This window comes from Dietzia sp. NCCP-2495, from assembly GCF_026011735.1.
Lineage (GTDB): Bacteria > Actinomycetota > Actinomycetes > Mycobacteriales > Mycobacteriaceae > Dietzia.
Genome location: NZ_BRVN01000012.1, coordinates 60492 through 84393 on the forward strand (window position 1 = coordinate 60492; position 23902 = coordinate 84393).

Here is a 23902-nt window from a genome sequence, read left to right on the forward strand (position 1 = left end):
TGGGTTGCAACGACGTTGCATACGCGCGGTGGGCTCCCTGTCACGCCCCCAGACGATCGTCCAGAATCCGCACCATCGACTCCGCCGTCGCGCGCTCCGCGGGCGCGAGTCCGGGCACGCGGGCGAGCGCGTTCCACGCATCCGGGTCGTCCCGACCCGGCCCCGCCGTCCACGTCCGGAGATCCGAGGTCGATCCCCCACCGAGCACAGCGGCCCGGACCCTCGCGTGCAGCTCGTCCCGGAGGTCGACGACGCCGGGCGCGTCCGAGGCCGGAAGGAGCGGACCCGGGTACGCCCGCACCGCCTCGCCGACATCGGTCGCAAGCAGTGCGGACACCGCGGCCGCGTCGGTGTCGACACTCCCCGGCACCAGCCGGTAGGGCCGCGACCCGATCGCCTCGCCGCCGAGCACGCGGCGCAGCCGGGAGACCTCCGCACGCACACTGACATCGTCCAACCTGCCCTCGGCGAGCAGCTCCGCCAACGCACCGCCCGTCACGCCCTCGGGGTGCGCGGCCAGCAGGACGAGGATCTCGGCGTGACGGAGCGTCAGCGGACCCGCACCGGCCAGAGTCGGCCGGTGCGTGCCGAGCACCTCGACGCGACGGTCAGCCGCCGGGACGGCCGGGAGCGCACGGGCGGCCTCCGGCACCAGCACCCCGGCGGCGGTGGATCTCAGTTCACCCTCGGCCAACAGCACGGTGGCCTTTACCAGCGCCAACATCTCGTCTGATGCCGCCGAGTCGCGTCCCGTCACGTCGATCCCGCCGATCACGCGACCGGTCACGGGGTCGTGCACCGGGGCGGCCGAGCAGCTCCACGAGTGCGCGGGCGCCAGGAAATGCTCCTCACCCCGGACCCGCACCGGGACGTCGTGCCGGATCGCGAGCCCGGGAGCGTTCGCGCCCACCACCTCGTCGCTCCAGAGCGCGCCGGGGACGAACCCCATCCGCTCGGCGCGCGAGCGGACTCCACGCCCCCCGAAGAGCCACAAGAGACGACCGTCCACATCGGCCACGGCGACGAGGTGCCCACTGTCGACCACACCGGACACGAGAACCTTCTCCACGAGCGGGAGAACCGACGCGATCTGGTGCGACGCCCGCCACTCGGAGAGGTCGGCACCCTCGAGGTCGACGAGAGGGCCTGTCCTGTCCGGATCAATTCCCCGACGCCTGCTGCGCTCCCACGATTGCGCCACGAGTGCGCCACCGCGAGCGGCCGTACCTGCAGTCATGCCTCCAGTGTAACTGGGGTCACATAACCGCCGACCTCGTGGCGCTATAAGCCAATCCAAATAGACCGTGGTCCACACCTGCGGACCGACACCCTCTACACTCGGTGGTGATACAGGCCACATTTGACCTAAGGATCAGCATGACGACCGAGTTCGCTAGCCCTCCCGCCACGAAGAAGTTCCCCGTCGAGAATCTCGGTCGGCTCGTGTTCAGGAACGCAGAGGAAGCCCCCAACGACGTCGCGGTGATCCGCAACGTCGGCGAACAGTGGCAGGACGTCACCTGCGCGCAGTACCTCGACGAGGTCAAGGCCGTCGCCAAGGGGCTCATCTCCAAGGGCGTGAAGCCCGGCGACCGTCTCGCGATCATGAGCCACACCCGGTACGAGTGGTCGCTCATCGCCTGGGCCTCCTGGGTCGTCGGCGCCGTGACCGTGCCGATCTACGAGACCTCGTCGCCGCACCAGTGCAACTGGATCCTCACCGACTCGGGCTCGACGCACGCGGTCGTGGAGAACTCCGAGCTGCGTGACGTCCTCGCTTCGGAGACCGAGTGGGACGGCGAGGTGCTGGTGATCGAGGACGGCCTGGTCGACGCTCTCGTGGCGGCCGGTGCCGGCGTCTCCGACGAGGAGGTCGAGGCGGCATCGCTGTCGGCCACCCACGACTCGCCCTGCGCGATCGTCTACACCTCCGGCACGACCGGCAACCCCAAGGGCTGCGAGATCGCCCACGGCGGTTTCGGAGACGTCGTGGTGGCCGTTGAGCAGCGACTGGAAGAGGCGTTCGTCCCGAACAGCCGTACCTTGATCTTCCTCCCGTTGGCCCACGTCCTGGCCCGCATCGTGGAGGTGGCCTGCTTCTACAAGCGTGTCGCCGTGGCCCACGAGCCCGACGCCACCAAGGTCGTCGAGCGCCTGGGCGAGATCCACCCGACGTTCCTGGTCTCCGTGCCGCGCGTGCTCGAGAAGGTCTACAACTCCGCCGCCGCCAAGGCCGAGGCCGCCGGTGGCGCCAAGGCCAAGATCTTCAAGGCAGCCGTCCAGACCGCGATCGACTACTCCAAGGCGACCGAGGGCGGCAAGAAGGCCCCCGCGGGCCTCGCGATCAAGCAGAAGCTGTTCGCCAAGCTTGTCTACTCGAAGCTGCACGAGGCGCTCGGCGGCGAGTGCAACCGCGTCATCTCCGGCGGTGGCCCCCTGGGCGCCCGCCTCGGCCACTTCTTCCGCGGCGCGGGCTTCGACCTGCTCGAGGGCTACGGCCTCACCGAGTCCTCCGGCGTCCTCACCGTCAACCCGATCAACAATGCCAGGATCGGTACCGTCGGCACCCCGATCCCGGGTGTGACCATCAAGATCGGCGAGGACGGCGAGGTCCTGGCCAAGGCCAAGACCCTGTTCAAGGGCTACTGGCAGAACCCGCAGGCCAACGCGGACTCGTGGTCCGGCGACTGGTACCACACCGGCGACATCGGCGAGCTGGACGCGGACGGCTACCTGTCCATCACCGGCCGCAAGAAGGACCTCATCGTCACGGCCGGCGGCAAGAACGTCTCACCGTCGCAGCTCGAGGACCAGCTCGCCTCCGACCCGCTCATCAGCCAGGCCGTCGTGGTGGGCGACAACCGCAGCTACATCGCGGCACTGGTCACCATCGACCAGGAGACCTTCTCCAGCTGGGCCGACAAGCACGGCAAGACCGGCTCGGTGGCAGACCTGATCCAGGACGGTGACCTGGTGGGCGCGGTTCAGGACGCGGTGGACCGGGCCAACAAGACGGTCTCGCGCGCCGAGTCCATCCGTAAGTTCCGGATCCTCGCCGACGAGTTCTCCGTCGAGGGCGGCGAGCTGACGCCCACGCTCAAGCTCAAGCGCAACGTGGTGCACGAGCGGTTCGCCGACGAGATCGAGAACCTCTACGCGAAGTAGAGCAGCAACCGGCACAGAACGCGTGAGCGCCCGGCCCCGGCTCAGGGGTCGGGCGCTCACGCGTTGATGCCGAACTCGCAGGTACTGAAATCGCAGGTACTGAACTCGTCGGTGCCGACCTCAGGCGTACATGCCCTCGATCTGGTCGGCGTAGTGCTCGGCCACCACGTGCCGCTTGACCTTCAAGGTCGCGGTCAGCTCGCCCGAGGACTCGGTGAAGTCCTCCGGCAGCACCACGAACTTCTTGACCCCCTCGGCGTGCGAGACCAGCCGGTTGGCCTCGTCCACGGCGAACTGGAGCTCGGCCCGCAGTGCGGGGTCGTCGGCCAGTTCCTCGGAGGAGCGGCCGCTGTGGCCGTTCTCCTCGGCCCACGTCTCGAGTTCGCCCGGGTCCACGGTGATGAGCGCGGAGATGAACTTGCGGCCCTCGCCGATCAGCACCGCGTGGCCGACGAGCCGGTGCGCGCGGATCGCGTCCTCGATCTGCCCCGGCGAAACGTTCTTGCCACCGGCGGTGACGATGATCTCCTTGGACCGACCGGAGATCGTCAGGTAGCCGTCAGCGTCGAGCGAGCCGAGGTCTCCGGTGTTGAACCAGCCGTCGACGAGCGCCTCGGCGGTGGCCTCGGGGTTGTTCCAGTAGCTGTCGAAGAGGATCTCGCCGGCCAACTCCACCTCGCCGGTGTCGGTGATGCGCACGCTGGTGCCGGCCACCGGCCGGCCGACGGTGCCGATGCGCTGGCAGCCGGGCCCGTTGACGGTGGCGGCGGCGGTGCTCTCGGTGAGGCCGTAGCCCTCGTATAGCGGTACGCCGAGACCGCGGAAGAAGTGAGAGATGCGGTCGGGCAGGGCGCCGCCGCCGGAGATGGCGTACTCACAGCGCCCGCCGAGCGCGTCTCGGACGGTCGAGTACACGGCCTTGTCTAGCGCCTTGAACTGCAGGGTGTGCAGGAGCGACGGGCGGCGGGCGTCGTCCAGTCCGTCGCCACCGCGCAGGCGACTGTCCTCGATGGCGATCTGCTCGGCACGGGAGAAGATCCCCTTCTGCAGGGCGCCCTTCGCGCCGGCCGTGGCGGCGATCCCGTCACGGACCTTTTCGAACACGCGGGGGACGCCGAGGATCATGTGGGGCCGGAAGTCGGCGAAGCGCGGGAGGATGGTGGAGGTGTCGTCCCAGAACCCGACGGTCGCGTCGCCCAGGAAGACGGTGTAGGTCACGGCGCGGGCGAGGACGTGGGCCAGCGGCAGGAACATCAGCGTCTTCTTGCCGGACTGCGCCATGGTCCCGATGGGGTGCCCCAGCAGCGCGTGGCACTCCGCCAGGAGGTTGTGGTGGGTGATCACGCAGCCCTTGGGCCGTCCGGTGGTGCCGGAGGTGTAGATGATCGACGCGGGGCTGTCCACCCGGAGGGTGTCCAGTGCGGCGTCGAGGGTGGCGGGCTCGACGGCCTCGCCGTCGGCCTCGAGGGCCTCCAGTCCGCCGTCGTCGAGGTAGAGGATCCGGGTGCAGGTCTCAGGGACCGAGGTGTCGCCGACGACGACGACGTGGTCCTCGTTCTCGGCCACGAGGACCTTGGCGGCGGAGTCTTCGAGGATCCATTCGAGCTGGCCCGCGGAGGACGAGGGGTAGATCGGCACGGTGACGGCCCCGGCGGTCCAGACCGCGAGGTCGACGAGGACCCATTCGAGGCGGGTGCCGGCCATGAGCGCCACCCGGTCCCCGGGCTCGACGCCGGAGGCGATGAGCCCGGCGGCGATCGCGTCGACCCGCTCGCGCAGCTCGGCGCCCGAGAGCCCCTGCCACTTCTCGCCGGTGTGGTACTCGAACGGGGTGGCCCGCGGGTTCGTGGTGGCCCGTCCCCGCGCCACCACCGGGATGAGGTCGGCCTCGGTGAAGGTACGGGTGGACGGGACGGAGATCTCGCGCATGCCGGTTTCGGCCTTTCGGACGACGTCGAAAATGGAGCGCAGTCGATTATCGACCGGACACAGCGCCCGTGGCAATCTATCAGGCTGTCCTGATCGGACCCTCGTGCCTTGTCGCTGCATCACGTAGAATGCACAATAGACAGATCGGTTCATTCTCTGCAGAACGGAACACATCATGGCGCAGATCTACTCAGACATCACCGAGACCATCGGCCGCACCCCGCTGGTCCGTCTCAACTCCCTGACCGAGGGGCTCCAGGCCACTGTGCTGGCCAAGCTCGAGTCCGCGAACCCCGCCAGCAGCGTCAAGGACCGCATCGGCGCTGCCATCATCGACGACGCAGTCGCCTCCGGCGGCCTCAAGCCCGGTGGGACGATCGTGGAGGGCACCTCCGGCAACACCGGAATCGCCCTGTCCATGGTCGCGGCCGCCCGCGGCTACAACGCTGTCATCGTCATGCCCGACACGATGTCCGTCGAGCGCCGCGCCATCATGCGCGCCTACGGTGCCGAGCTCATCCTCACCCCGGGTTCCGAGGGCATGAAGGGCGCCGTCGCCAAGGCCCAGGAGGTCGCCGACAGCCGCGAGAACGCCGTCCTCGCCCGGCAGTTCGCCAACCCGGCCAACGTCGACGTGCACCGTCGTACCACCGGCCCGGAGATCTGGGAGGACACCGCCGGCGAGATCGACCTGTTCGTCGCCGGGATCGGCACCGGTGGCACCATCTCGGGCGCCGGCAACTACCTGAAGTCCCAGAAGCCGGATATCCGGGTCGTCGCTGTGGAGCCCAAGGACTCGCCGCTGCTCACCGAGGGCAAGGCCGGCCCGCACAAGATCCAGGGACTGGGCGCCAACTTCGTGCCAGAAATCCTCGACCGCGAGGTCTACGACGAGGTCATCGACGCCACTCTCGAGGATTCGTTGGAAATCGCCCGGCGACTCGGCAAGGAGGAGGGCATCCTCGCCGGCATCTCCTCGGGCGCCAACGTGTGGGCCGCGCTCGAGGTGGCCAAGCGCCCCGAGAACGCGGGCAAGACCATCGTCGTGATCGTGTGTGACTACGGCGAGCGCTACGTCTCGACGATGCTCTTCGAGGACTACCGCGACTGATGTCAGGAGCTTCCGATCGCCCGGTGGGGTTCTGGCGCACTCTGCGCGAGGACCTCGCCGCGGCGCGCGCCCACGACCCGGCCGCACGGGGTGACGTCGAGAACGCGATCGTCTACTCCGGCTTGCACGCCATCTGGTTCCACCGCCTCTCCCACCGCCTGTGGGTCGGCGGCGGGACCGGGCGGGTCGCCGGGCGCATCCTGTCCCAGTTCGCCCGCTTCCTCACGGGGATCGAGATCCATCCCGGCGCGACGATCGGTCGGCGGTTCTTCATCGACCACGGGATGGGCGTCGTGATCGGCGAGACCGCCGAGATCGGCGACGACTGCATGCTCTACCACGGAGTCACCCTGGGCGGCGTCTCGCTCAAGCAGGTCAAGCGGCATCCCACGCTGGGCGATCGCGTGACCGTCGGTGCCGGCGCCAAGATCCTCGGCCCGGTCGTGATCGGCGACGATTCGTCGGTCGGGGCCAATGCCGTGGTGGTCAAGGACGCTCCGGCGGACTCGATCGTCGTGGGCATTCCCGGCGTCGCCAAGCCCGCCAAGTCGACCAAGGAGGAGCTGCGCGACGCGCAGTTCTACATCGATCCCGCGATCTACATCTAGGTCCCGGCGGCCACGTCCCGGACCATCGTCACCTGCGTTCCGCCACCTGCCTTTCCTACGAAGGCGGGTGGCGGAACGCATGTGTGGACGCCCAATGCCTAGGGTGGGTCCCGTGCGTACCATGCCCACCACCGCCCTACTGCGCGTTCCACTCTCGCTTCTCGCCCTGGCGTCGGTGTTCATGGTGCTCCGGTTCCCGGACGAACGAACGCCGTGGTGGGGGATCTCGGGCAATCTCCTGGACATCAACGTGTACCGGTGGGGCGGCCACGCGATCCTGAACCAGATCCCCCTCTACGAGGGCCTGCTCTCCGGCGGCGACTCCGGGCGGTACTACGCCCCGATGCCGTTCACCTACCCGCCGTTCTCCGGCCTCCTGTTTACCCCGCTCACCCAGGTCACCCCGCGTCTCATGGAGGCCGGCTGGACCGCGCTGACCCTCGGGCTGCTCTACCTCGCGATCCGCATGTGCTTCCGGGCGTTGGGCTACCGGGACGACCGCGTGACGGTCCAGGTCTCGCTCTGTCTGGCCGTGATTTCCCTGTCCCTCGAGCCGGTCCGCACAACCCTGTGGCTCGGCCAGATCAACATCCTCCTGATGGTGCTCGTCCTGGCGGACCACCTCGCATGGCGGTCGGGTCGCCGGTGGGCGGGCATCGGCTCCGGACTCGCGGCCGGCATCAAGCTCACGCCGGCGTTCTTCTGGGTCTACTGGCTTATCACCGGCCGGTGGCGGATGACCGTCGTCTCCGGGCTCACCTTCCTCGGCACCGTCGCTCTGGGATTCGTGCTCATCCCCCGTGACGCGGTGCGCTACTGGTCTGGGACCCTCTTCGACTCCCAGCGGATCGGGCAGGACTCGCTGGTCGCCAACCAGTCCCTGCGGGGCACCATCGCCCGCCTCGCCGGCCTGGACATGGCTCCCACCTGGGCCTGGCTGATCGGTGCGGCCGTGGTGGCCGCCGCCGGGTTGGGGGTGGCGCTGCTGGCCCACCGCGCTGGCCACCGACTCCTGGGCCTGACGCTGGCGGGGATGACCATGACCATGGTCTCGCCGTTCACCTGGGGGCACCACTGGGTGTGGCTGGTCCCGCTGCTGGTGCTGACGGTGCACTACGCCCTCGGCGCCCGCCGCTGGTTCGTCTGGCTGCTCCCGCCGCTACTGTGGGCCGCCGCTGCGAACTGGGTGCAGAGCTTCCCGGACACCAACTTCCCCGATGACCGCTGGGTCGGGATGGGACTGTTCATGCTCGGGGGCGACATCCCACACGCGGTCTTCGCCACCATCACCAACGTGTACCCGCTGATCTGGCTGGTCACCGTCGTCCTCACCGCACTGCTCCTCCGCAGCAGGTCGGCGACCGCGGCTAGACTCGTTGACCATGGGACGGCGGACGACCCGTCACCCCGCGCGCAGGATCATCGCCGGGGCTGACGCGAGGAGAGAGGTGGCGACCCTCGCCGTCGAGGAGCCGCTGGAGATCCGCGTGGGCGGCGCCCCCTTCGTGGTGACCATGCGCACCCCCGGCGACGACATGGACCTCGCCGCCGGACACCTCGTCTCCGAGGGCGCCATCTGGCGGCGCGAGCACCTGCCCGAGATGTGCTACTGCACCACCGTCAGCGGCCGCTCCGAACAGGACTACAACACGCTCAGCCTCACCGTCTCCCCCGACGTCCCCGAACCCACCACGTCGCGGGCGACCGCCATGAGCAGCGCGTGCGGAGTGTGCGGCGTCGACTCGATCGACGAGGTGCGACGTTCCACCCACTTCCCGCTCGACCCGGCCGAGTCGCTGATCACCTCGGATGTGCTGCTTTCCCTCCCCGACCGGCTCCGCGGCCGACAGAAGCTCTTCGACAAGACCGGCGGCGTCCATGCGGCGGGACTGTTCTCGGCAGTCGGCGAACTGCTCTGCCAACGCGAGGACGTCGGCCGGCACAACGCCGTGGACAAGGTCGTCGGCTGGGCACTCCGCGAGGACCGGCTGCCGCTGAGCGGGACGGTCCTCCAGGTCTCCGGCCGGGCCTCGTTCGAACTCGTCCAGAAGGCGTCCATGGCGGGAATCCCGGTGCTCGCGGCCGTCAGTGCCCCCTCGTCGCTCGCCGTGGACCTCGCCGTCGACGTCGGCGTGACTCTCGTCGCGTTCAGCCGCGACGACCGTGCCACCATCTACACCCACCCCGAGCGCATCCGGGAGTAACTGTTCCCTCTGAGAGGGTTGTGGGCGCTCACCCGCAACGGGATCCAGCCATCCACGGCATCTGTTCCCCTGAGCGGGTAGTGGGCGGTCCGCAGGGGCAGACCAGACCGCTCACCCCGAACTGTGTTCCGACGCACAGAATTGAGTTCCGACGCACAATGGGTCCATGAGCCTGATCCCCCGCATCCGCAGGTCCGCGCCGGTGGACGACATCACCGAGGCGGATCTCGAGATCACCGCACCCGAGACGAGCGCGGCCGGGGTCAAGGCCGTGTCGGTGGCGCTCGAACGCGGCATCTCCCAGGCCGGCGTGGTCCGCACCGCGCGCGCACTGGCCAGGCTCAACCACCGCGACGGCACCGACTGCCCCGGCTGCGCGTGGCCCGAGTCCATCACCGGCCCCCGTAAGCCCGCCGAATTCTGCGAGAACGGCGCCAAGGCCGTCGCCGAGGAATCCACTACCCGCACCGTCACCCCGCAGTGGTGGGCCGAGCACCCCATCAGCGCGCTGCGCGACAAGACCGAGTACTGGCTGGGCAACCAGGGACGCATCACCGAGCCGGTGGTGATCCGCCCCGGCGACGAGCACTACTCCCCCATCTCCTGGAGCGAGGCGTTCGCCCTGATCGGCGAACACGTCCGCGCCACGACGCCCGATCGGTGCGTGTTCTACACCTCGGGCCGGACCGCCAACGAGCAGGCGTTCATGTACCAGCTGCTGGCGCGCAGTCTGGGCACCAACAACCTGCCCGACTGCTCCAACATGTGCCATGAATCGTCCGGCTCGGCCATGTCGCCGACGATCGGGATCGGGAAGGGGACGGTCTCCCTCGAGGATTTCGAGCACGCGGACGCCATCCTCGTCGTCGGGCAGAATCCCGGCACCAACCACCCACGGATGCTGTCGGCACTTGCCGACGCGCGGGCGCGCGGCGCGCACGTCGTCGCGGTCAACCCCCTGCCCGAAGCCGGACTGCTCGGGTTCTCCGACCCGCAATCACCGACCGACGTGGTCAAGAGTCTCGCGACGCAGGGGGAGGGAGAGGGCGAGCGGATCTCCGACGACTTCCTGCAGATCAAGGTCGGCGGCGACCTGGCGTTGTTCCAGGCGCTCGGCCACCTGCTCCTGCGCGCCGAGGAGGCCTCGCCGGGGTCCGTCGTGGACCGCGAGTTCGTCGAGTCCAGCACCGCCGGCTTCGCCGAGTACGCCGCGGCGCGCGCGGAACTGGACTGGGACGTGACCGAACGGGCGACCGGACTGGGCCGCTTCCAGATCGAGCGGCTGGCCACGCTGCTGATCAACTCCGAGGCGACGATCGTCTGCTGGGCCCTCGGTCTCACCCAACAGCCGCACTCGGTCGACACGCTCCGCGAAATCATCAACCTCCTGCTGCTGCAGGGCAACTTCGGCAAGCCCGGCGCCGGCGCGTGCCCGGTGCGCGGGCACTCCAACGTGCAGGGCGATCGCACGATGGGGATCTGGGAGAAGCCGACGACCGGTTTCCTCGACCGGCTCGACGCCGAGTTCGGGATCGTCTCGCCGCGCGAGCACGGCTACGACTCGACGGACACGCTCACCGCGTTCGAGCGCGGCGACGTGGACGTGTTCGTCTCCATGGGAGGCAACTTCGCCAAGGCGTGCTCGGACACCGAAATCCTGGAGCGCGGGATGCAACGGACCGGGCTCACAGTGCACGTCTCGACCAAGCCCAACCGCTCGCACGTGGTGCACGGGCAGACCTCGCTGATCCTGCCCACGCTGGGCCGGACCGACCGCGACGACCGGCACCCCTCCGGCGCACAGTTCGTGTCGGTGGAGGACTCGATGTCGGTGATCCGCTCCTCGAAGGGCCGACTCGAGCCCGTCTCAGACCAGCTCCTCAGCGAGCCGCAGATCATCGCCGGAATGGCGGAGGCGATCCTGGGGCACCAGCACGAGGTGGACTGGCGGGCGATGGCCGAGGAGTACGACGTGATCCGCGACCACATCTCTCGGGTCGTGCCGGGGTTCACCGACTACAACCGGCGGATCCGGCAGAAGTCGGGCTTCGTGCTGCCCAACCCGCCCCGCGACAGCCGCAGCTTCGCCACCGAGTCGGGGCGCGCCCATTTCACGGTGTCGCCGCTCGAGTGGCTCGAGGCGCCCGAGGGACACCTGATCCTGCAGACCATGCGCTCGCATGACCAGTACAACACCACGTTCTACGGGCTGGACGACCGCTACCGGGGGATCTCGGAGGGCCGTCGGGTGATCCTCGTACACCCCGAGGACCTGCTCGAACTTGGGCTCTCCGACCGTCAGATGGTCGATGTGGTGAGTGTGTTCACGAGCTCGGACGGTCAGTCGAGTGAACGACGGGCGGACGCGTTCCGCCTCATCGCCTACCCGACCGCCCGCGGTTGCTGCGCCGCCTACTTCCCGGAGGCCAACGGCCTGGTGCACCGCGAGAATGTGGCGCGCGAGTCCAACACCCCCGGCTTCAAGGCCGTGACCGTCCGGTTCGAGCCGCGCAGCGGAGCGTAGCGGCGAGCAACCGGCGCGCAGACACCGTCCGGTTCGAGCCGCGCAGCGGAGCGTAGCGGCGAGCAACCGGCGCGCAGACACCGTCCGGTTCGAGCCGCGCAGCGAGCCCTAACCCGACGTACCTGATTCCGTGGCCTCAGTGGATCCCGTGGGCTCGGTGGATTCCGTCGGCTCGGTGGATTCCGTGGACCCGGCGCCGCGGGGGACGTAGCCGCGCCCCGGGGCGATGAACAGCAGCGCGACCGCCGCGCCGACGGCCACCAGCCCCAGGGCCATCAGCGAATCGGAGAGTCCGCCGACGAACACCTCGGTGGCGGCGTCGACGACCGGCTGTGCAGCGGGCCCGGCGGCCGCGCCGAACTCCACGGCGCCCGCGAGCGAGTTCTCCACGGCCTGCCGGCCGGCCTCGGGCACCCCGGGCAGGACGTCCACGATGTCGGCGGCGTAGCGGCCGGCGAGGATGCTGCCGCTGATCGCGATGCCGATCGCCGCCCCGACCTCCCGCATCGCGTCGTTGACCGCGGCCCCGACGCCCTGCTCGTCGCCGGGGATGTCGGACACGATGGCCGAAGTGGCGGGCGCGGTGGCCAGTCCCATTCCGACGGCAGCGATGCACATCGGCCACAGGATGTCCCAGTAGCCGGAGTCCACGGTCAGGCGCGAGAGCAGGATCATGCCCGCCCCGATCGCGCCGATGCCGACCACCGAGACCACGCGCAGTCCCACGAGCGTGGTGAGCCACGGAGCGATCAGCGACAGCAGCAGGACCGGCACGACCATGGGGGCCAGCGACATCGAGGCGCCGAGGGCGTCGTACCCGCGGACGAGCTGCAGGTACTGGACGATGAGCATGAAGAACCCGAAGATCACGAGGAACTGCAGGCCGACCGAGATGGAGCCGGTGGAGAAGCCGCGCCGCCGGAAGTAGCGCACGTCCAGCAGGGGGTCCGAGGCGCGCAGCTCGACCAGGACAAAGGCCACGACGCTCACCGCGGAGACGACGAGGGCGACGACGACGACGGGTTCGGAGAATGAGGTCTGGGCCCCCTCGATCAGGCCGAACACCACGCCTCCCACGGCGAGTGCCGAGAACACGGCGCCGAGCACATCGGGCCGGCCGTGCCGCGACGCGACGGACTCCCCGATGGTGAACGCGGCGGCCAGGACGAGCAGCCCGATCACGGAGTTCACCACGAAGATCGACTTCCACGACCACACGTGCAGCATGAGCCCCGAGCCGATGAGGCCGACGATGCCGCCGATGCCGGCGAAGCCCGCCCAGACGCCCACGGCGGAGCCGCGGCGCTCCGGCGGGAAGCTGGCCGTGAGCAGGGACAGGGTGGAGGGCATGACGAAGGCAGCGCCGACCCCGGCCAGCGCGCGCAGGATGATCAGCCACAGGGGCGAGTCGAGCCAGAGCGGCAGGATCGAGGACAGGGTGAACAGGGCGAGCCCCACGATGAGGGTGGCGCGCCGCCCGAACCTGTCGCCGAGGGCGCCGGCGGTGAGGACGAGTCCGGCGAGCGCGAGGGTGTACGAGTCGACGATCCAGGTGAGCTCGGCCTGGGAGGCGCCGATAGCGACGGCGATGTCCGGCAGCGACGTGTAGAGCGCGGACATGGTGGCCACGACGAGCGAGACCGCCACCATGTTGACGAACAGCAGCCAGCGCCGCCGTCCTGCGGTCAGTTCGGGCACGGTTGTCTCCCAGCGGTCGGGTGCTGTGTGGGGCGGTTCGGGAGAAACGATACCGTCGGTATCGGTTCTCGTCGCGGAAACACCCGGGCGGCCGCCGTATCGGGCCACAATGGGGGCATGACCTCCACCGCCGACCCGCGCCGCGCCCGCTCCCGCGGCAAGCTGCTCGACGCCGCCGCGGACCTGCTCGTCTCCGGCGGCGCGGCGGCCGTGACCGTGGAGGCGGTGACGCGGGCGTCCGGGGTCGCCCGGACCACGCTGTACCGCAACTTCCCGTCGACGGACGCGCTGATCGCGGCCGCGTTCCGCCGCCTCCTACCGGCCCCCGCCGCGCCGCCCGGGGACCTGCCGGTGCGGGACCAGCTGGTGCACCTGTGCACGTCGCTGACGCAGCTACTCCAGTCGGCGCCCATGCAGCAGTCACTGCTCGGCTGGTTGGCGATGGGGCGCCACGTGCCCGACGACGACGAGGTGGGCGAACTCCGGCGCGGGGTCGTGGACGCCTATACCGCCCCGCTGCATGAGATCCTCTCCGCCGCGGAGGCCGACGGCACGCTGGTGCCCGGCGATCGCGACCTGGCCTTGGCCCAGCTCGGGGGACCTCCGGTTCTGGCCCGCCTCATCGGCCTGCGCCCGTACACGCAGGAGGACGTCGAGCGCCTCGTCGACGATTTCCTGCGCGCCCGACTCCCGGGGGACGCCCGGTGAACCGCGGCGACGGCACCGTGGGCGCGATCGTGCTCACCGGCGGCCGGGGGACCCGTCTGGGCGGGGTCGACAAGGCCCGCCTGACCGTATCGGGCCGGCCGATGGTCGAGACGGTCCTCGCCGCCGCCCGGGCTGTCGCGGGCGCCGTGGTCACGGTCGGACCCGGCGGCGACACCCGGGAGGAGCCGCCCCACTCCGGACCCGTCGCCGGGCTCGCCGCGGGACTGGCGGTGCTGCCGGAGGAGGCCGACCTCGTCGTCGTCGTGGCCTGCGACCTGCCCGGACTCGACGACGACACACTCCGGCGCCTCGTCGACACACTCCGTGAGGCACGCGTGACCGCAAGGGCACGCGCGACTGGCGGAGCACGCGCAGCTGGCGGGGCAGGCGCGGTGGCCGCGCTCGGCGTGGACGCCGCCGGGCACGACCAGTACCTCCTGGCCGCGTGGGACCGCCCCGCCCTTGCCGCGCGCCTGGACCGGTTCCGGGCCGAGGGCGGCGTGGCGGGGCGGGCGGTGCGCGCGCTCTACGCGGAGGGCGAATTCGTGCGCGTCCCCGTCGGCGCGCCCGCGCACGACGTCGACACCTGGTCCGACCTGGCCGGGCGCGGACCCGTGGCGTTCGAGCACGTCGGCGAGGTCCTCCGCGCCGGGCTGGGCGAGTCGGGGGTCGCGGTTCGCGCGCCGCTGGACGCCGTGGGCGGGGTGCTGGCAGAGCCGCTCGTCGCCGCCGACCCCATGCCCCGCGGGCGGGTCTCGGCGATGGACGGCTACGCGCTGGCCGGGCCCGGGCCGTGGCGGCTCATCGGAGTGGCGCGGCGGGCCGGGGACTCTTCGCCCGCGTCGCTCGCGCCCGGGACGGCGGCGACCATCGCGACCGGGGCCCTCGCACCCCGCGGCACCGACCGCGTGTTGCGGCACGAACTGGTCACGGTCACCGGTTCCACCGATTCCCCCGACACCCCAAGCGGCCCGGCGACGGTCACGGCGCTACCCGAGGCCGAAGGCACGAACGACCTGCGGCCGGTCGGCGAGGACTGGCCGGCGGGTGTCGAGCTCGCCTCGGCGGGCGCGCTCCTGGACGCGGCGCTGGCGTCGGCGGCGCTCTCGGGCGGCGTCGACGGCGTGCGGGTGCGGGGCCCGCTCACGGCGACGGTGGTGACGACCGGCGACGAGGTCCTGCCCGCCACCACCCGGGCTCCGCTGCCGCCGGGCCGCATCCGCGACACCGTCGGGCCGCTGCTTCCCGGCGTGCTCGCGCGGGCCGGGTTCGCGGCGGCACCCGGCCATGCCGGCAGGGCGGTGCGGCACTGCCCGGACACCCCCGCAGACTTTGACGCCCTGCTCTCCGGCGGCGCGGGCGAGGACGTCCTGGTCCTGGTGGGGGCCACCGGCCGCGGCGTGGCCGACCACCTGCGCTCGGCCCTGGCACGGGCCGGGGCAAAGGTGGTGCTGGACGGCGTGCGGGTCCGGCCCGGCGGCTCGCAGCTGGTCGCCGCCCTCCCCGACGGCCGCGTGCTGCTGGGCCTGCCCGGGAACCCGGCGGCGGCGGTGTGCGCGGCCGCGACCACCGGGCGCGCGCTGGTCGACGCCCGCACCGGCCGCCTGAGGACCCCGACGCTCGTGCGGCTGCCCGACGTGGCCGGGCTGGCGGCCCCGGGCCGGTCGCGGATCCTGCCCGCGCGGCCCGACGGCGCCGGGGGCTGGTCGGTGACCGCCCGCGTGCGCACGGCCCACCTGGCCGACCTCGTCGGGGCGCCGGCGCTGGCGCTCGTCCCCGAGGCGGCTGACGACGACCTCGTCGAGGTCGTGGACTGGTGGGCACCACCCCGCTGACCGAGCTCCAGGCCGAGCACGTGGAGACCTTCGACCTGCGCCGCCGCTGCTGCCCGTACCTGACGTACTACCGGTTCGGCGACACCCGCAAGCGCGGGGACGACGCCGTGCCGCGGGTGGGGGTGCTCTCACAGACGCGCCATTCGGTGCTGTCCGAGGCCAACGGCACCTGGTTCATCTGGGTGGTGGCCGCCCGGCCCCGTCACCCGCCGCCCGCGCCCCCGTCACCCGCCGCCCGGGACCGCCCGCCCATCGAGCAGAGCCTCCGGCCCACATCGCCCGCGTGCGCGTGTGCCGAACCCACTTATCGATGCTGCGGTGGCGCGGGGCGGCGGGCCGTGACCGGTTCGGACTCAGGCCCCCGCGGGAGCAACCTGGATGAGCGTCCCCCACGGGTCGTCGAAGCGTAGCGTGCGACCGTCGTGCCGGACGTCGATCCGATGATCGACCAGGCGCTCCTGCAGGGCGGCGACGTCGTCGTCGTCGGGAAGATCGATGTTCACCTGACCCAGCCCCAAGGCGGCGGCGCGGGGCCCGGCACCGGCGGTGCCCCAGGTGTTGACGGCGACGTGATGGTGGTAGCCGCCGGCCGCGATGAACAGCGCCGTCCCCAGGTCGCTCATAACCTCGAACCCTAGGGCGTCCACGTAGAAGTCGCGGGCCACGCCGATGTCGCCGACCTGCAGGTGGACGTGGCCGAGTGTGGCCGGCGGCGGCGCGACCGGCTGTTGCGGGAGATGGGTGCGCAGAAACGCGTTGGGGTCCAGGGCGTTGGTCGCGGTCTGGAGCAGGCCGTTGGCGTCGCGCCGCCAGGTCTCGCGGGGGCGGTCGGCGTAGAGCTCGACGCCGTTGCCCTCGGGGTCATTGAAGTAGAAGGCCTCGCTGTAGAGGTGGTCGGCGCTGCCGGTGAACGACCGCGGTGCGAACCGGGCCACCGACGCCACCGCGACCGCGAGCGACTTCCGGTCCTCGAAGAGCACGGCGGTGTGGAACAGCCCGGCCTCCCCGCGGCGGCGCGGCGGCAGGCCGGGGGCCCGGCGCAGGCGCACGAGCGGCTGTCCGCCCCGGCCGAGCACCGCGGTATCGCCGACCTGCTCGAGCACGTTGAGCGTCACGCCGCGGGAGTAGAACTCGATCATCGCGTCGAGGTCACGGACCAGCAGTTCCACGGCACCCATTCGGGCGTCGGCGGGCAGCAGAAGGTCGGCGGGGCGTTCGACGAGGCTGCGCGGATCGGGGTTCTGGACAAAGACGGGCACGACGACTCCTGGGTTGAGGGCTACCCCACATTTACTTGATGTATCACCTTGATTAACCCGCGGGGCCGCCGGCCCATTCCCGGCGCGCGCTCGGGGGCGGAGCGGGGTTGGCGGAGCGAGGCCGTGGCGGCGGGACGATGCCGGGGCCGGGAGGCCCCGCCCCATCGAGCAGAGCCTCCGGCCCGCATCACCCGAGTGCCGACGTGCCGAACCCACTTATCGATGCTGGGGTGGCAGCGGCGGGCGCGGATGCCGGGGCGTGCGGTGACGGCTCAGCCGGTGGCGTCGATGTAGCCCGAGGCGCCCTTCTCGGCGTCGGCGAACGAGTGGTCGACGAACGTGTAGCGGCCGGGCTCGGCGAAGGTCATCTCCACGAACCCGCCCTGCGCCGGGGCGAGCGCCAGCGTCTGTGACCCGCCGTCGCGGCCGCGAACGCGTCGCGCCCGTCCCGCAGCAGATAGCCGCCCTCGGCATAGACGGTATGGAACTGCGAGCCCACCACGTGAAAGCTGGTGCCGTCGCTCGGCCCGGCCACCACCACCCAGATCCGCACCGTCTCGCCGACGCGCGCGGTCAGCGGGTCCCGCCGGTAGTGGGTGGCGTGACCGTTGAACATCACCAGGTCGGGCCGCCGGGCGGCGATCTTGGCGGAGTTGAATGCCTCGTCGGGGCCACCGAGGTAGGACTCGGACTGGACCAGCACATACTCGCCGTCCACTTCCGGCAGGTCCGGCGGGTCGACGATCAGCGCTCCGAACATGCCGGCGGCGACGTGCCCGGTCATCGGCATGGTCGCGCAGTGGTACAGCCAGGCGCCGGATCGAGTTGGTGATCAGTCCCAGCGTGAACATGTGGACGATCACCCAGGTGGAGGCGGGCACCCAGCGGTGGGCGATCCCCATGATCACGAGCGCGATCAGCCACAGCTGGACCGGTCTTGTCGCCCGCCTGTGCCACGACGTCCGGCGCCGCGACGGGCTCGGGGACTCCGCGGTGCTCATGCATCCGAGTCTAAGACTCTCTAAATGTCCACTGGCAGTGCGGATTTTCGGGGCCCGCCGGACCAGAGAACCGGTGTGCTCGCCAAACCCCGCCGGGGCGGCCGGATTCCACCGCGTCAGCCGTATTCCACCGCGTCAGCCGGGGATCGCCTCGAGGCCGGAATTGAGGAGAGCAGTCCGGCCCCTGCTGGAGAGCACCAGGTCGACGAACTCGTCGGACGCGGTGGCCTCGGACCGAGCCGCCTCACCGGCGTCTCCGGCCGGAACCCTGGCCAGCACATAGCGGGTGGTCCCAGCCGACCGGGCGAGCTCGCGCTCCACTTCGCTCACTTCGGCCTGGGTCACCCACCCGCGGGAGCTCGCCACATCCGTCCGGTAGACGATGCCCACATCGACACGATTGTCCGCCAACCGGGAGGTGAGGGCACGGGAGCCCGGTGACCGTGTCACGTCCGTCGGGACGATGTTCGCCTCCGACAGCAGGGTGTCCCCGGCGCGACCGCACGGCACGGTCGGATCACACAATCCGACCCGCACGCCCTCGCGCGCGAAATCCGCGAGGCTGGCGACGCCCAGCGGGTTCCCCGACGGCACCGCCACCACGACGTGGTTCCGGGCGAAGACCGTCGGATCGGACACGGTGCCCTCCGCCTCCGCGGTGGCCATCGATTCCTCATTGGCGGAGGCGAAGATGTTGATGTCCGTTCGCTCCGACAATCCCTCCGCGATCTGGTGGGACCTGCCCAGTTCCATGCTCACCGTGACGTTCGGATGCTCCGCCTCGAAGGCGGTGATGATCTCGGTGAAGGCCTCGGCCAGCGACGGCGCCGCGGCCACGCCGATCGTGACGGTCTCGGGAGTCGGTTCCACGTCGGTCGCCGCACACCCGGCGGAGCCCGCACAGACGAGAGCGACCGACATCGCTGCGACCACCGGACGAGGAGGCAACGGTCATCCCCCCGCGAACGGCGGCAGGACGTCGACCTCCGACACCGCGGTGATCGACGCGAGCGGATCCCGCGTCGTCTCGTCGCCCACGAGGAATGAGGAGACCGTGACGATGCTGGCCAGCGGCTCCCCGTGACGCTCGCACACCTCGCGCGCCAGCTCACCGACGGTCGTGGCACCAGTGTGCAGACGCTCGCGGGCGGTGCCAGCGGCGTCCTCCGCCGCGGCGTAATACCCGACGGTGATCACTCTGGGTGCGCTGTTCACGCGGCCAACTCTAACGCCCGACTCCGACACGTCACCCGCCGATCGCGCCCATAGAGCGCTTGGGACGGTGAAAAGCGGTGCCGCCGATCCCGTGTCCGGCCTGCTTGCCCCACATCGCGCCGCGCCAGACGTCGGCGACCTCCTCGTCGGGGGCCCCGGAGCGCAGCACGCCGAGCACATCCGTCTCGGCGTCGCTGAACAGGCAGGACCGGACTGTCCCCTCGGCGGTGAGCCGGGTCCGGTCACAGGCGGCGCAGAAGTTACGGGTCACCGTGGCGATCACGCCCACGGTCGCGGGGGCGCCGCCTGAGCGCGTGTGCCCGGCCACCTCCCACAGCTCCGCCGGCGCGGACGGATCGTCGCGGCTGGCCGGGATCAGGTCGAACCGGGTCCCCAGCGAGTCCAGCACCTCCGCCGCGGTGACCATCTCGACCCGCGACCACGTGTTGTCCGCGTCGAGTGGCATCTCCTCGATGAACCGCAGCTGCACGCCCTCGGACAGCGCCCACTCGAGCAGGTCGGGCGCGCCGGGCAGCGTGGCCCGCATCGGCACCGCGTTGACCTTGACCGGGTCCAGCCCGGCCGCCACCGCGGCCCGCACCCCGCGTATCACCGAGGGCAGACGGTCACGACGGGTCAGTTCGGCGAACTCCGCCCGGTTGACGGTGTCGAGCGAGATGTTGATCCGGTCGAGTCCGGCCTCGACGAGCCCACCGATCCGGTGCTCGAGACCGACACCGTTGGAGGTCATGGCGATCGGCAGGTCCGGACACGCGGCGCGCGTGCCGGCGATGATTCTCTCGAGGTCCTGCCGCATGAGCGGTTCCCCGCCGGTGAACCGGACCTCGTGGACGCCGAGTTCACGATGACCCAGCGCCACCAGTCGCACCACCTCGTCGGTGGTCATGCGCCGGTCGTCCGGGATCGGCGAAAGCCCCTCCTCGGGCATGCAGTAGGTGCAGCGCAGGGAACACTTCTCGGTCAGCGACACCCGCAGGTCACGGGCCGTCCTGCCGAACGTATCGATGAGCAGCGGTGTGTCCGGCCGCGTCCCGCGCGTCCGGGGGACCGTCCCGGTCGTCGAGGTCATGGGCGCGCCTCCGTTCTCCAGTCGCTCCCCCTACTTCCCTCCGAGTGTAGGCGCGGCCCCCGATCAACGCCGCCGGGTCGCCCCGCGCCGCCGGGTCGCCCCGCGCCGCCGGTTCACCTCCCGGGCCCCTCCGCGCCCGGGTCCTCGACGTCCGGGTTGGGCCCGAGCAGGGTCATCTCGTGGATCTCGTCCCGCTCGGCCTGAGCGCGCAGGTGCGGGGCGATCACCCGGCCGAGGTGGTAGCCGAGCACCACGACGAGCGTGCCCAGGGCGATGCCACCGAGCTGGAAGGAGTCCGTGATATGCAGGGTCGTGTCGCCCACGGCGATCACCACGCCCGCCGCGACCGGCACCAGGTTGAGCGGGTTGCCGAAGTCGACCCGGTTCTCCTTCCAGATCTTGGCGCCGAGCAGGCCGATCATGCCGTAGAGCACCACGGTGATCCCGCCCAGGACGCCGCCGGGGGTCGCGGAGATCACGGCACCGAGCTTGGGCGAGCAACCGAGCACGATCGCGGTCAGCGCGGCCACGACGTACGCGGCGGTGGAGTACACCTTGGTCGCGGCCATCACGCCAATGTTCTCGGCGTAGGTGGTGGTGGCCGAGCCGCCGAAGGAGGTGGCCAGGACGGTGCCGGCACCGTCGGCGGCCAGGGCGCGGCCCATGAGGCCGTCGGTCTCGGTGCGGGTGATCTCGCCGATCGCCTTGACGTGTCCGGCGTTCTCGGCGATGAGCGCGATCACGCCCGGCACCACGAGCAGCACGAAGGCCAGCGAGAAGTCGGGCGCGTGGATGCCCACCACGCCGGCGGCCTCGTCGGTCATAGGCGGCAGGCCGAACCAGGCGGCGTCGGCGACGCCGGACCAGTCCACGCGCAGGTGCTCGGTGACCTCGCCGGCGGAGGCGCTGAACGAGGTGATGGGGCCGGAGACCAGGTCGAGGACCCAGGACAGGACGTAGCCGAAGACCAGCGCGAGGAAGATCGCGATGCGGCCGGCGAAGCCCTTGAGACCCACGGTCATCCCGATCAGCACGATCATCACGGCCAGCGCGACCCACTGGTCCTGCGGCCAGTACGTCTGGGCCACGACGGGCGCGAGGTTGAACCCGAGCAGCATCACCACGGCGCCGGTCACCACCGGCGGCAGCACGGCGGTCACCACGCGTCCGCCCACGACGTGCACGATCACGCCCACGACGAGCAGCGCGGCGCCGGCGACGAGCATCGCGCCGGTCACCTCGGCGCTGGTGCCGCCCTGCGCGCGGATCGCGGCCACCGCGCCGACGAACGCCACGGAGGTACCGAGGTAGCTGGGCACCTGCCCCTTGACCACCGCGAGGAACAGCAACGTACACACACCGGAGAACAGGATCGCGAGCTGCGGGTTGAGGCCCATGATGATGGGGAACACGAAGGTCGCCCCGAACATCGACACGACGTGCTGCGCGCCGATGCCGATCGTGCGCGGCCAACTCAGCCGTTCCGTCGGGCCCACGACCTCGCCGGGGGTGATGTTCCTGCCGTCGCCGTGGACGGTCCACAGGCCGCCGCGTGTGGACCGGGCCGGTGTTGTCGTCGTCGTCTCGTCCTCGTGGGCCACTACTCGCCGCCACCCCTCGCCGTCACGGTCCGCCCCGCGCGGACCGGTAGGCACAGTACAACGCGGTTACCGTAGGGGTATGGCTAACCGTCCCGATCGACCGTCCGACCCCGCGGTGGGCACCGACGCCGCCCGCCCCACGCCGGCCGGGTACCGCGAGATCGTGCACGCGCATCTGGCATCGATGTTCGAGCGGGCCTCGCATTCCACACGCCTGCCGTTGGTGGCGTGCGCGGACGCCGTGCTGGCGGAGGACCTGCGCGCGGCGGTGGATCTGCCGTTGTTCGTGAACTCGCAGATGGACGGGTACGCGGTACGGTCCGCGGACGTGGCGGGGGCGAGCGCGGAGGCGCCCGTGCGGCTCACCGTGGTGGGGGCGGTGCACGCCGGCGACGCGCCGGGTCCCGGGGTCGACGACGACGAGGCCTGCAAGGTCATGACCGGTGCGCCCGTGCCCGAGGGGGCGGACTGTGTCGTCCCCGTGGAGGACACCTCGGCCGGGAACGACTCCGCGGACGCCGGCGGGGGCCATCCGGAGACCGTGCTGGTCCACGCTCCGCGGGCCGCCGGGGAGTTCGTCCGTCGCCCCGGCGACGACGTGCGGGCGGGGGATGTGGTGATCCCGGCCGGGGTGCGGCTGCACGCGCGTCATCTGGCGGCGGCGGCCTCACTCGGCGAGTCAGGGCTCGCGGTGCGTCCGCGACCGCACGTGGCGGTGATCGCGACCGGGTCGGAGCTCGTCCCGCCGGGGCAGCCGCTGGGGCCGGGGCAGATCTGGGAGTCCAATTCGCTCACGCTCGCGGCGTCGCTCAAGGCCTCGGGGTGCGAGGTCACCGCGACGCTGACCTGCAGCGACAATCGGGAGGACTTCACCGCGGCGCTCGACACCGCCGTCAAGGGCGCCGACCTGGTGGTGACGGTGGGCGCGGTGTCGATGGGTGACGCCGAGGTGGTTCGTGAGGTCCTCGAGCCCCGCGAGGGCTCGCGGTTCGCGCCGATCGCCATGCAGCCGGGCGGGCCGCAGGGCATGTCGTGGTGGCGGGACACGCCTGTGGTGTGTCTGCCGGGCAATCCCGTGAGCGCGATGGTGTCGTTCGAGGTCCTTCTGCGGCCGGTGCTCCTCGAGGTGGTGGGCAGGGAGCCGGTCCGTCCGTTGCGGGTGCGGCTGGCGCGGGACGTGACCTCGCCGGCAGGGAAGGTGCAGTACCTGCGAGCGGCGCTGACCTCCCCGGACTCTGCCGACACCGGGGCTCATCCCGTCGCCACCGGCTCGGATCCCGCCTGCGACACCGGCACCCCCGTCGCCGACCCGGTTTCCGGCCCCGGCTCCCACCTGGTCGCGTCCATGGCGAGGGCCGACGTGCTCCTCGAGATCCCGGCGGACGTCACGGAACTGGCCGCGGGCTCTGTCGTCGCCGCGCTGCCGCTGTAGGGTCGCTTCACCCACGCGCGGCGTCGGCGGTTACTCGTCAGCGCCGCCGGAGTGCTTGTCGACCAGCTTCATGGTGAGCGCTGCGTGTGCCCCGGCCCCGCCTGCCCGCAATGCGGCAGCGATGAGTGCGGCCTCGGCGATCTCCTCGCGGCTGGCGCCGGCGCCGAGTGCGGCCTTGACGTGCACATCGAGGCAGTAGACGCACTGGGTGATGTGGGCGCAGGCGACCGCGATGAGCTCGCGATGCTTGTGCGGGATAGCACCGTCCTTGCGGCCGACCTGGCTGTCCAGCCCGACCCAGGCGGCGAACTCGGTGGGTGCGGCCTACTTGAGCTTGGGCAAGTAGGACAGATCGTCCGAATTATGAAAGCAGCTCATGGGGTCCTCCTGGGATGTGTCGGGGATCGAAACCGGTCTGACGTCGCGCCTGACCGCTACACCCAGCATGCTCCGCGTTATGGCTCAGGTCACTGAAAATGCACTATGAGTCCGAGAGCGTCCACTGTGCTGCAGCACGGTCAT

At 71.0% G+C, this 23902-nt stretch carries 19 protein-coding genes and 1 pseudogene; 10 read left to right on the forward strand and 10 right to left on the reverse strand.

Going from position 1 to position 23902, the window contains the following annotated elements; genetic code table 11:
- Positions 1–40: 40 nt before the first annotated feature.
- The gene (locus OPF83_RS11560; protein ID WP_264887610.1) at positions 41–1237 is read right to left on the reverse strand and encodes a GAF domain-containing protein; all 1197 of its coding nucleotides are present in this window, start codon (positions 1235–1237) and stop codon (positions 41–43) included.
- A gap of 140 nt (positions 1238–1377) precedes the next feature.
- On the opposite strand from OPF83_RS11560, the gene OPF83_RS11565 reads away from it, so the two are divergent.
- Complete coding sequence (locus tag OPF83_RS11565; RefSeq protein WP_264887611.1) at positions 1378–3165, forward strand: long-chain fatty acid--CoA ligase; 1788 nt, start codon at positions 1378–1380, stop codon at positions 3163–3165.
- A gap of 120 nt (positions 3166–3285) precedes the next feature.
- Here OPF83_RS11565 and OPF83_RS11570 read toward each other — a convergent pair whose 3' ends face one another.
- Complete coding sequence (locus tag OPF83_RS11570; protein WP_264887612.1) at positions 3286–5094, reverse strand: long-chain fatty acid--CoA ligase; 1809 nt, start codon at positions 5092–5094, stop codon at positions 3286–3288.
- A gap of 175 nt (positions 5095–5269) precedes the next feature.
- Here OPF83_RS11570 and cysK point away from each other — a divergent pair, with 175 nt between their 5' ends.
- The 5 genes from cysK (at position 5270) to OPF83_RS11595 (ending at position 11541) form a co-directional block, all read left to right on the forward strand.
- A complete protein-coding gene (cysK, locus tag OPF83_RS11575; protein ID WP_264887613.1) occupies positions 5270–6205 on the forward strand; it encodes a cysteine synthase A in 936 nt (311 codons plus the stop codon).
- Positions 6205–6813 (forward strand): serine O-acetyltransferase EpsC, encoded by a 609-nt coding sequence (gene epsC / locus OPF83_RS11580; RefSeq protein WP_264887614.1) that lies wholly within the window; start codon positions 6205–6207, stop codon positions 6811–6813. The genes cysK and epsC overlap by 1 nt, the downstream gene beginning before the upstream one ends.
- A gap of 121 nt (positions 6814–6934) precedes the next feature.
- Positions 6935–8248, forward strand: coding sequence for a glycosyltransferase 87 family protein (locus tag OPF83_RS11585; RefSeq protein ID WP_264887635.1), 1314 nt, complete (start codon positions 6935–6937; stop codon positions 8246–8248).
- Positions 8196–9017: a formate dehydrogenase accessory sulfurtransferase FdhD gene (gene fdhD / locus OPF83_RS11590; protein WP_264887615.1), complete on the forward strand. Its 822-nt coding sequence runs from the start codon at positions 8196–8198 to the stop codon at positions 9015–9017. The genes OPF83_RS11585 and fdhD overlap by 53 nt, the downstream gene beginning before the upstream one ends.
- A 166-nt stretch (positions 9018–9183) precedes the next feature.
- Positions 9184–11541 (forward strand): FdhF/YdeP family oxidoreductase, encoded by a 2358-nt coding sequence (locus OPF83_RS11595; RefSeq protein WP_264887616.1) that lies wholly within the window; start codon positions 9184–9186, stop codon positions 11539–11541.
- Between the two features lie 108 nt (positions 11542–11649).
- Here OPF83_RS11595 and OPF83_RS11600 read toward each other — a convergent pair whose 3' ends face one another.
- A complete protein-coding gene (locus tag OPF83_RS11600; protein ID WP_375546257.1) occupies positions 11650–13191 on the reverse strand; it encodes an MFS transporter in 1542 nt (513 codons plus the stop codon).
- 165 nt (positions 13192–13356) lie between these two features.
- Between OPF83_RS11600 and OPF83_RS11605 the strand changes: the two genes are divergently transcribed.
- From OPF83_RS11605 to OPF83_RS11615, 3 genes are read left to right on the forward strand one after another with little or no spacing between them, the layout of a single operon-like run.
- Entirely contained in the window at positions 13357–13947 is a 591-nt protein-coding gene (locus OPF83_RS11605; protein ID WP_264887618.1) for a TetR/AcrR family transcriptional regulator, read from the forward strand.
- The gene (locus tag OPF83_RS11610) at positions 13944–15782 is read left to right on the forward strand and encodes an NTP transferase domain-containing protein (protein WP_264887619.1); all 1839 of its coding nucleotides are present in this window, start codon (positions 13944–13946) and stop codon (positions 15780–15782) included. The genes OPF83_RS11605 and OPF83_RS11610 overlap by 4 nt, the downstream gene beginning before the upstream one ends.
- Positions 15764–16192 carry a hypothetical protein gene (locus tag OPF83_RS11615; RefSeq protein WP_264887620.1) on the forward strand — a complete coding sequence of 143 codons (429 nt, stop codon included), beginning with the start codon at positions 15764–15766 and terminating at the stop codon, positions 16190–16192. The genes OPF83_RS11610 and OPF83_RS11615 overlap by 19 nt, the downstream gene beginning before the upstream one ends.
- Here the strand turns inward: OPF83_RS11615 and OPF83_RS11620 are convergent.
- The 6 genes from OPF83_RS11620 to OPF83_RS11645 form a co-directional block, all read right to left on the reverse strand.
- A complete protein-coding gene (locus OPF83_RS11620) occupies positions 16136–17041 on the reverse strand; it encodes a VOC family protein (protein ID WP_264887621.1) in 906 nt (301 codons plus the stop codon). The two genes, OPF83_RS11615 and OPF83_RS11620, sit on opposite strands and share 57 nt — an antisense overlap.
- Before the next feature lie 364 nt (positions 17042–17405).
- On the reverse strand, positions 17406–17825 hold the full coding sequence (locus tag OPF83_RS11625) for a hypothetical protein (protein WP_309297777.1): 420 nt from the start codon (positions 17823–17825) through the stop codon (positions 17406–17408).
- Between the two features lie 352 nt (positions 17826–18177).
- On the reverse strand, positions 18178–18963 hold the full coding sequence (locus OPF83_RS11630; RefSeq protein ID WP_264887622.1) for a substrate-binding domain-containing protein: 786 nt from the start codon (positions 18961–18963) through the stop codon (positions 18178–18180).
- Between the two features lie 30 nt (positions 18964–18993).
- Positions 18994–19257: a MoaD/ThiS family protein gene (locus OPF83_RS11635; RefSeq protein WP_264887623.1), complete on the reverse strand. Its 264-nt coding sequence runs from the start codon at positions 19255–19257 to the stop codon at positions 18994–18996.
- 31 nt (positions 19258–19288) lie between these two features.
- The gene (gene moaA, locus OPF83_RS11640) at positions 19289–20347 is read right to left on the reverse strand and encodes a GTP 3',8-cyclase MoaA (protein WP_264887624.1); all 1059 of its coding nucleotides are present in this window, start codon (positions 20345–20347) and stop codon (positions 19289–19291) included.
- Positions 20348–20460: 113 nt separating this feature from the next.
- A complete protein-coding gene (locus tag OPF83_RS11645; RefSeq protein ID WP_264887636.1) occupies positions 20461–21891 on the reverse strand; it encodes a uracil-xanthine permease family protein in 1431 nt (476 codons plus the stop codon).
- Between the two features lie 241 nt (positions 21892–22132).
- On the opposite strand from OPF83_RS11645, the gene glp reads away from it, so the two are divergent.
- Positions 22133–23380: a gephyrin-like molybdotransferase Glp gene (gene glp / locus OPF83_RS11650; RefSeq protein WP_375546258.1), complete on the forward strand. Its 1248-nt coding sequence runs from the start codon at positions 22133–22135 to the stop codon at positions 23378–23380.
- A 30-nt stretch (positions 23381–23410) separates the two neighbouring features.
- Here glp and OPF83_RS11655 read toward each other — a convergent pair.
- Positions 23411–23680, reverse strand: a pseudogene (locus OPF83_RS11655) (carboxymuconolactone decarboxylase family protein); the annotation flags it as partial.
- Positions 23681–23902 lie beyond the last annotated feature (222 nt).

Bases quoted from the DNA above. Each gene is read 5' to 3' on its own strand.
- epsC (WP_264887614.1), top strand. From the start codon at position 6,205: ATGTCAGGAGCTTCCGATCGCCCGGTGGGGTTCTGGCGCACTCTGCGC.
- OPF83_RS11625 (WP_309297777.1), bottom strand. From the start codon at position 17,825: ATGACCGGGCACGTCGCCGCCGGCATGTTCGGAGCGCTGATCGTCGAC.
- OPF83_RS11585 (WP_264887635.1), top strand. From the start codon at position 6,935: ATGCCCACCACCGCCCTACTGCGCGTTCCACTCTCGCTTCTCGCCCTG.
- OPF83_RS11605 (WP_264887618.1), top strand. From the start codon at position 13,357: ATGACCTCCACCGCCGACCCGCGCCGCGCCCGCTCCCGCGGCAAGCTG.
- moaA (WP_264887624.1), bottom strand. From the start codon at position 20,347: ATGACCTCGACGACCGGGACGGTCCCCCGGACGCGCGGGACGCGGCCG.
- glp (WP_375546258.1), top strand. From the start codon at position 22,133: ATGTTCGAGCGGGCCTCGCATTCCACACGCCTGCCGTTGGTGGCGTGC.
- OPF83_RS11565 (WP_264887611.1), top strand. From the start codon at position 1,378: ATGACGACCGAGTTCGCTAGCCCTCCCGCCACGAAGAAGTTCCCCGTC.
- fdhD (WP_264887615.1), top strand. From the start codon at position 8,196: ATGGGACGGCGGACGACCCGTCACCCCGCGCGCAGGATCATCGCCGGG.
- OPF83_RS11600 (WP_375546257.1), bottom strand. From the start codon at position 13,191: ATGGTGGCGGTCTCGCTCGTCGTGGCCACCATGTCCGCGCTCTACACG.
- OPF83_RS11560 (WP_264887610.1), bottom strand. From the start codon at position 1,237: ATGACTGCAGGTACGGCCGCTCGCGGTGGCGCACTCGTGGCGCAATCG.
- OPF83_RS11630 (WP_264887622.1), bottom strand. From the start codon at position 18,963: ATGTCGGTCGCTCTCGTCTGTGCGGGCTCCGCCGGGTGTGCGGCGACC.
- OPF83_RS11570 (WP_264887612.1), bottom strand. From the start codon at position 5,094: ATGCGCGAGATCTCCGTCCCGTCCACCCGTACCTTCACCGAGGCCGAC.
- OPF83_RS11595 (WP_264887616.1), top strand. From the start codon at position 9,184: ATGAGCCTGATCCCCCGCATCCGCAGGTCCGCGCCGGTGGACGACATC.
- cysK (WP_264887613.1), top strand. From the start codon at position 5,270: ATGGCGCAGATCTACTCAGACATCACCGAGACCATCGGCCGCACCCCG.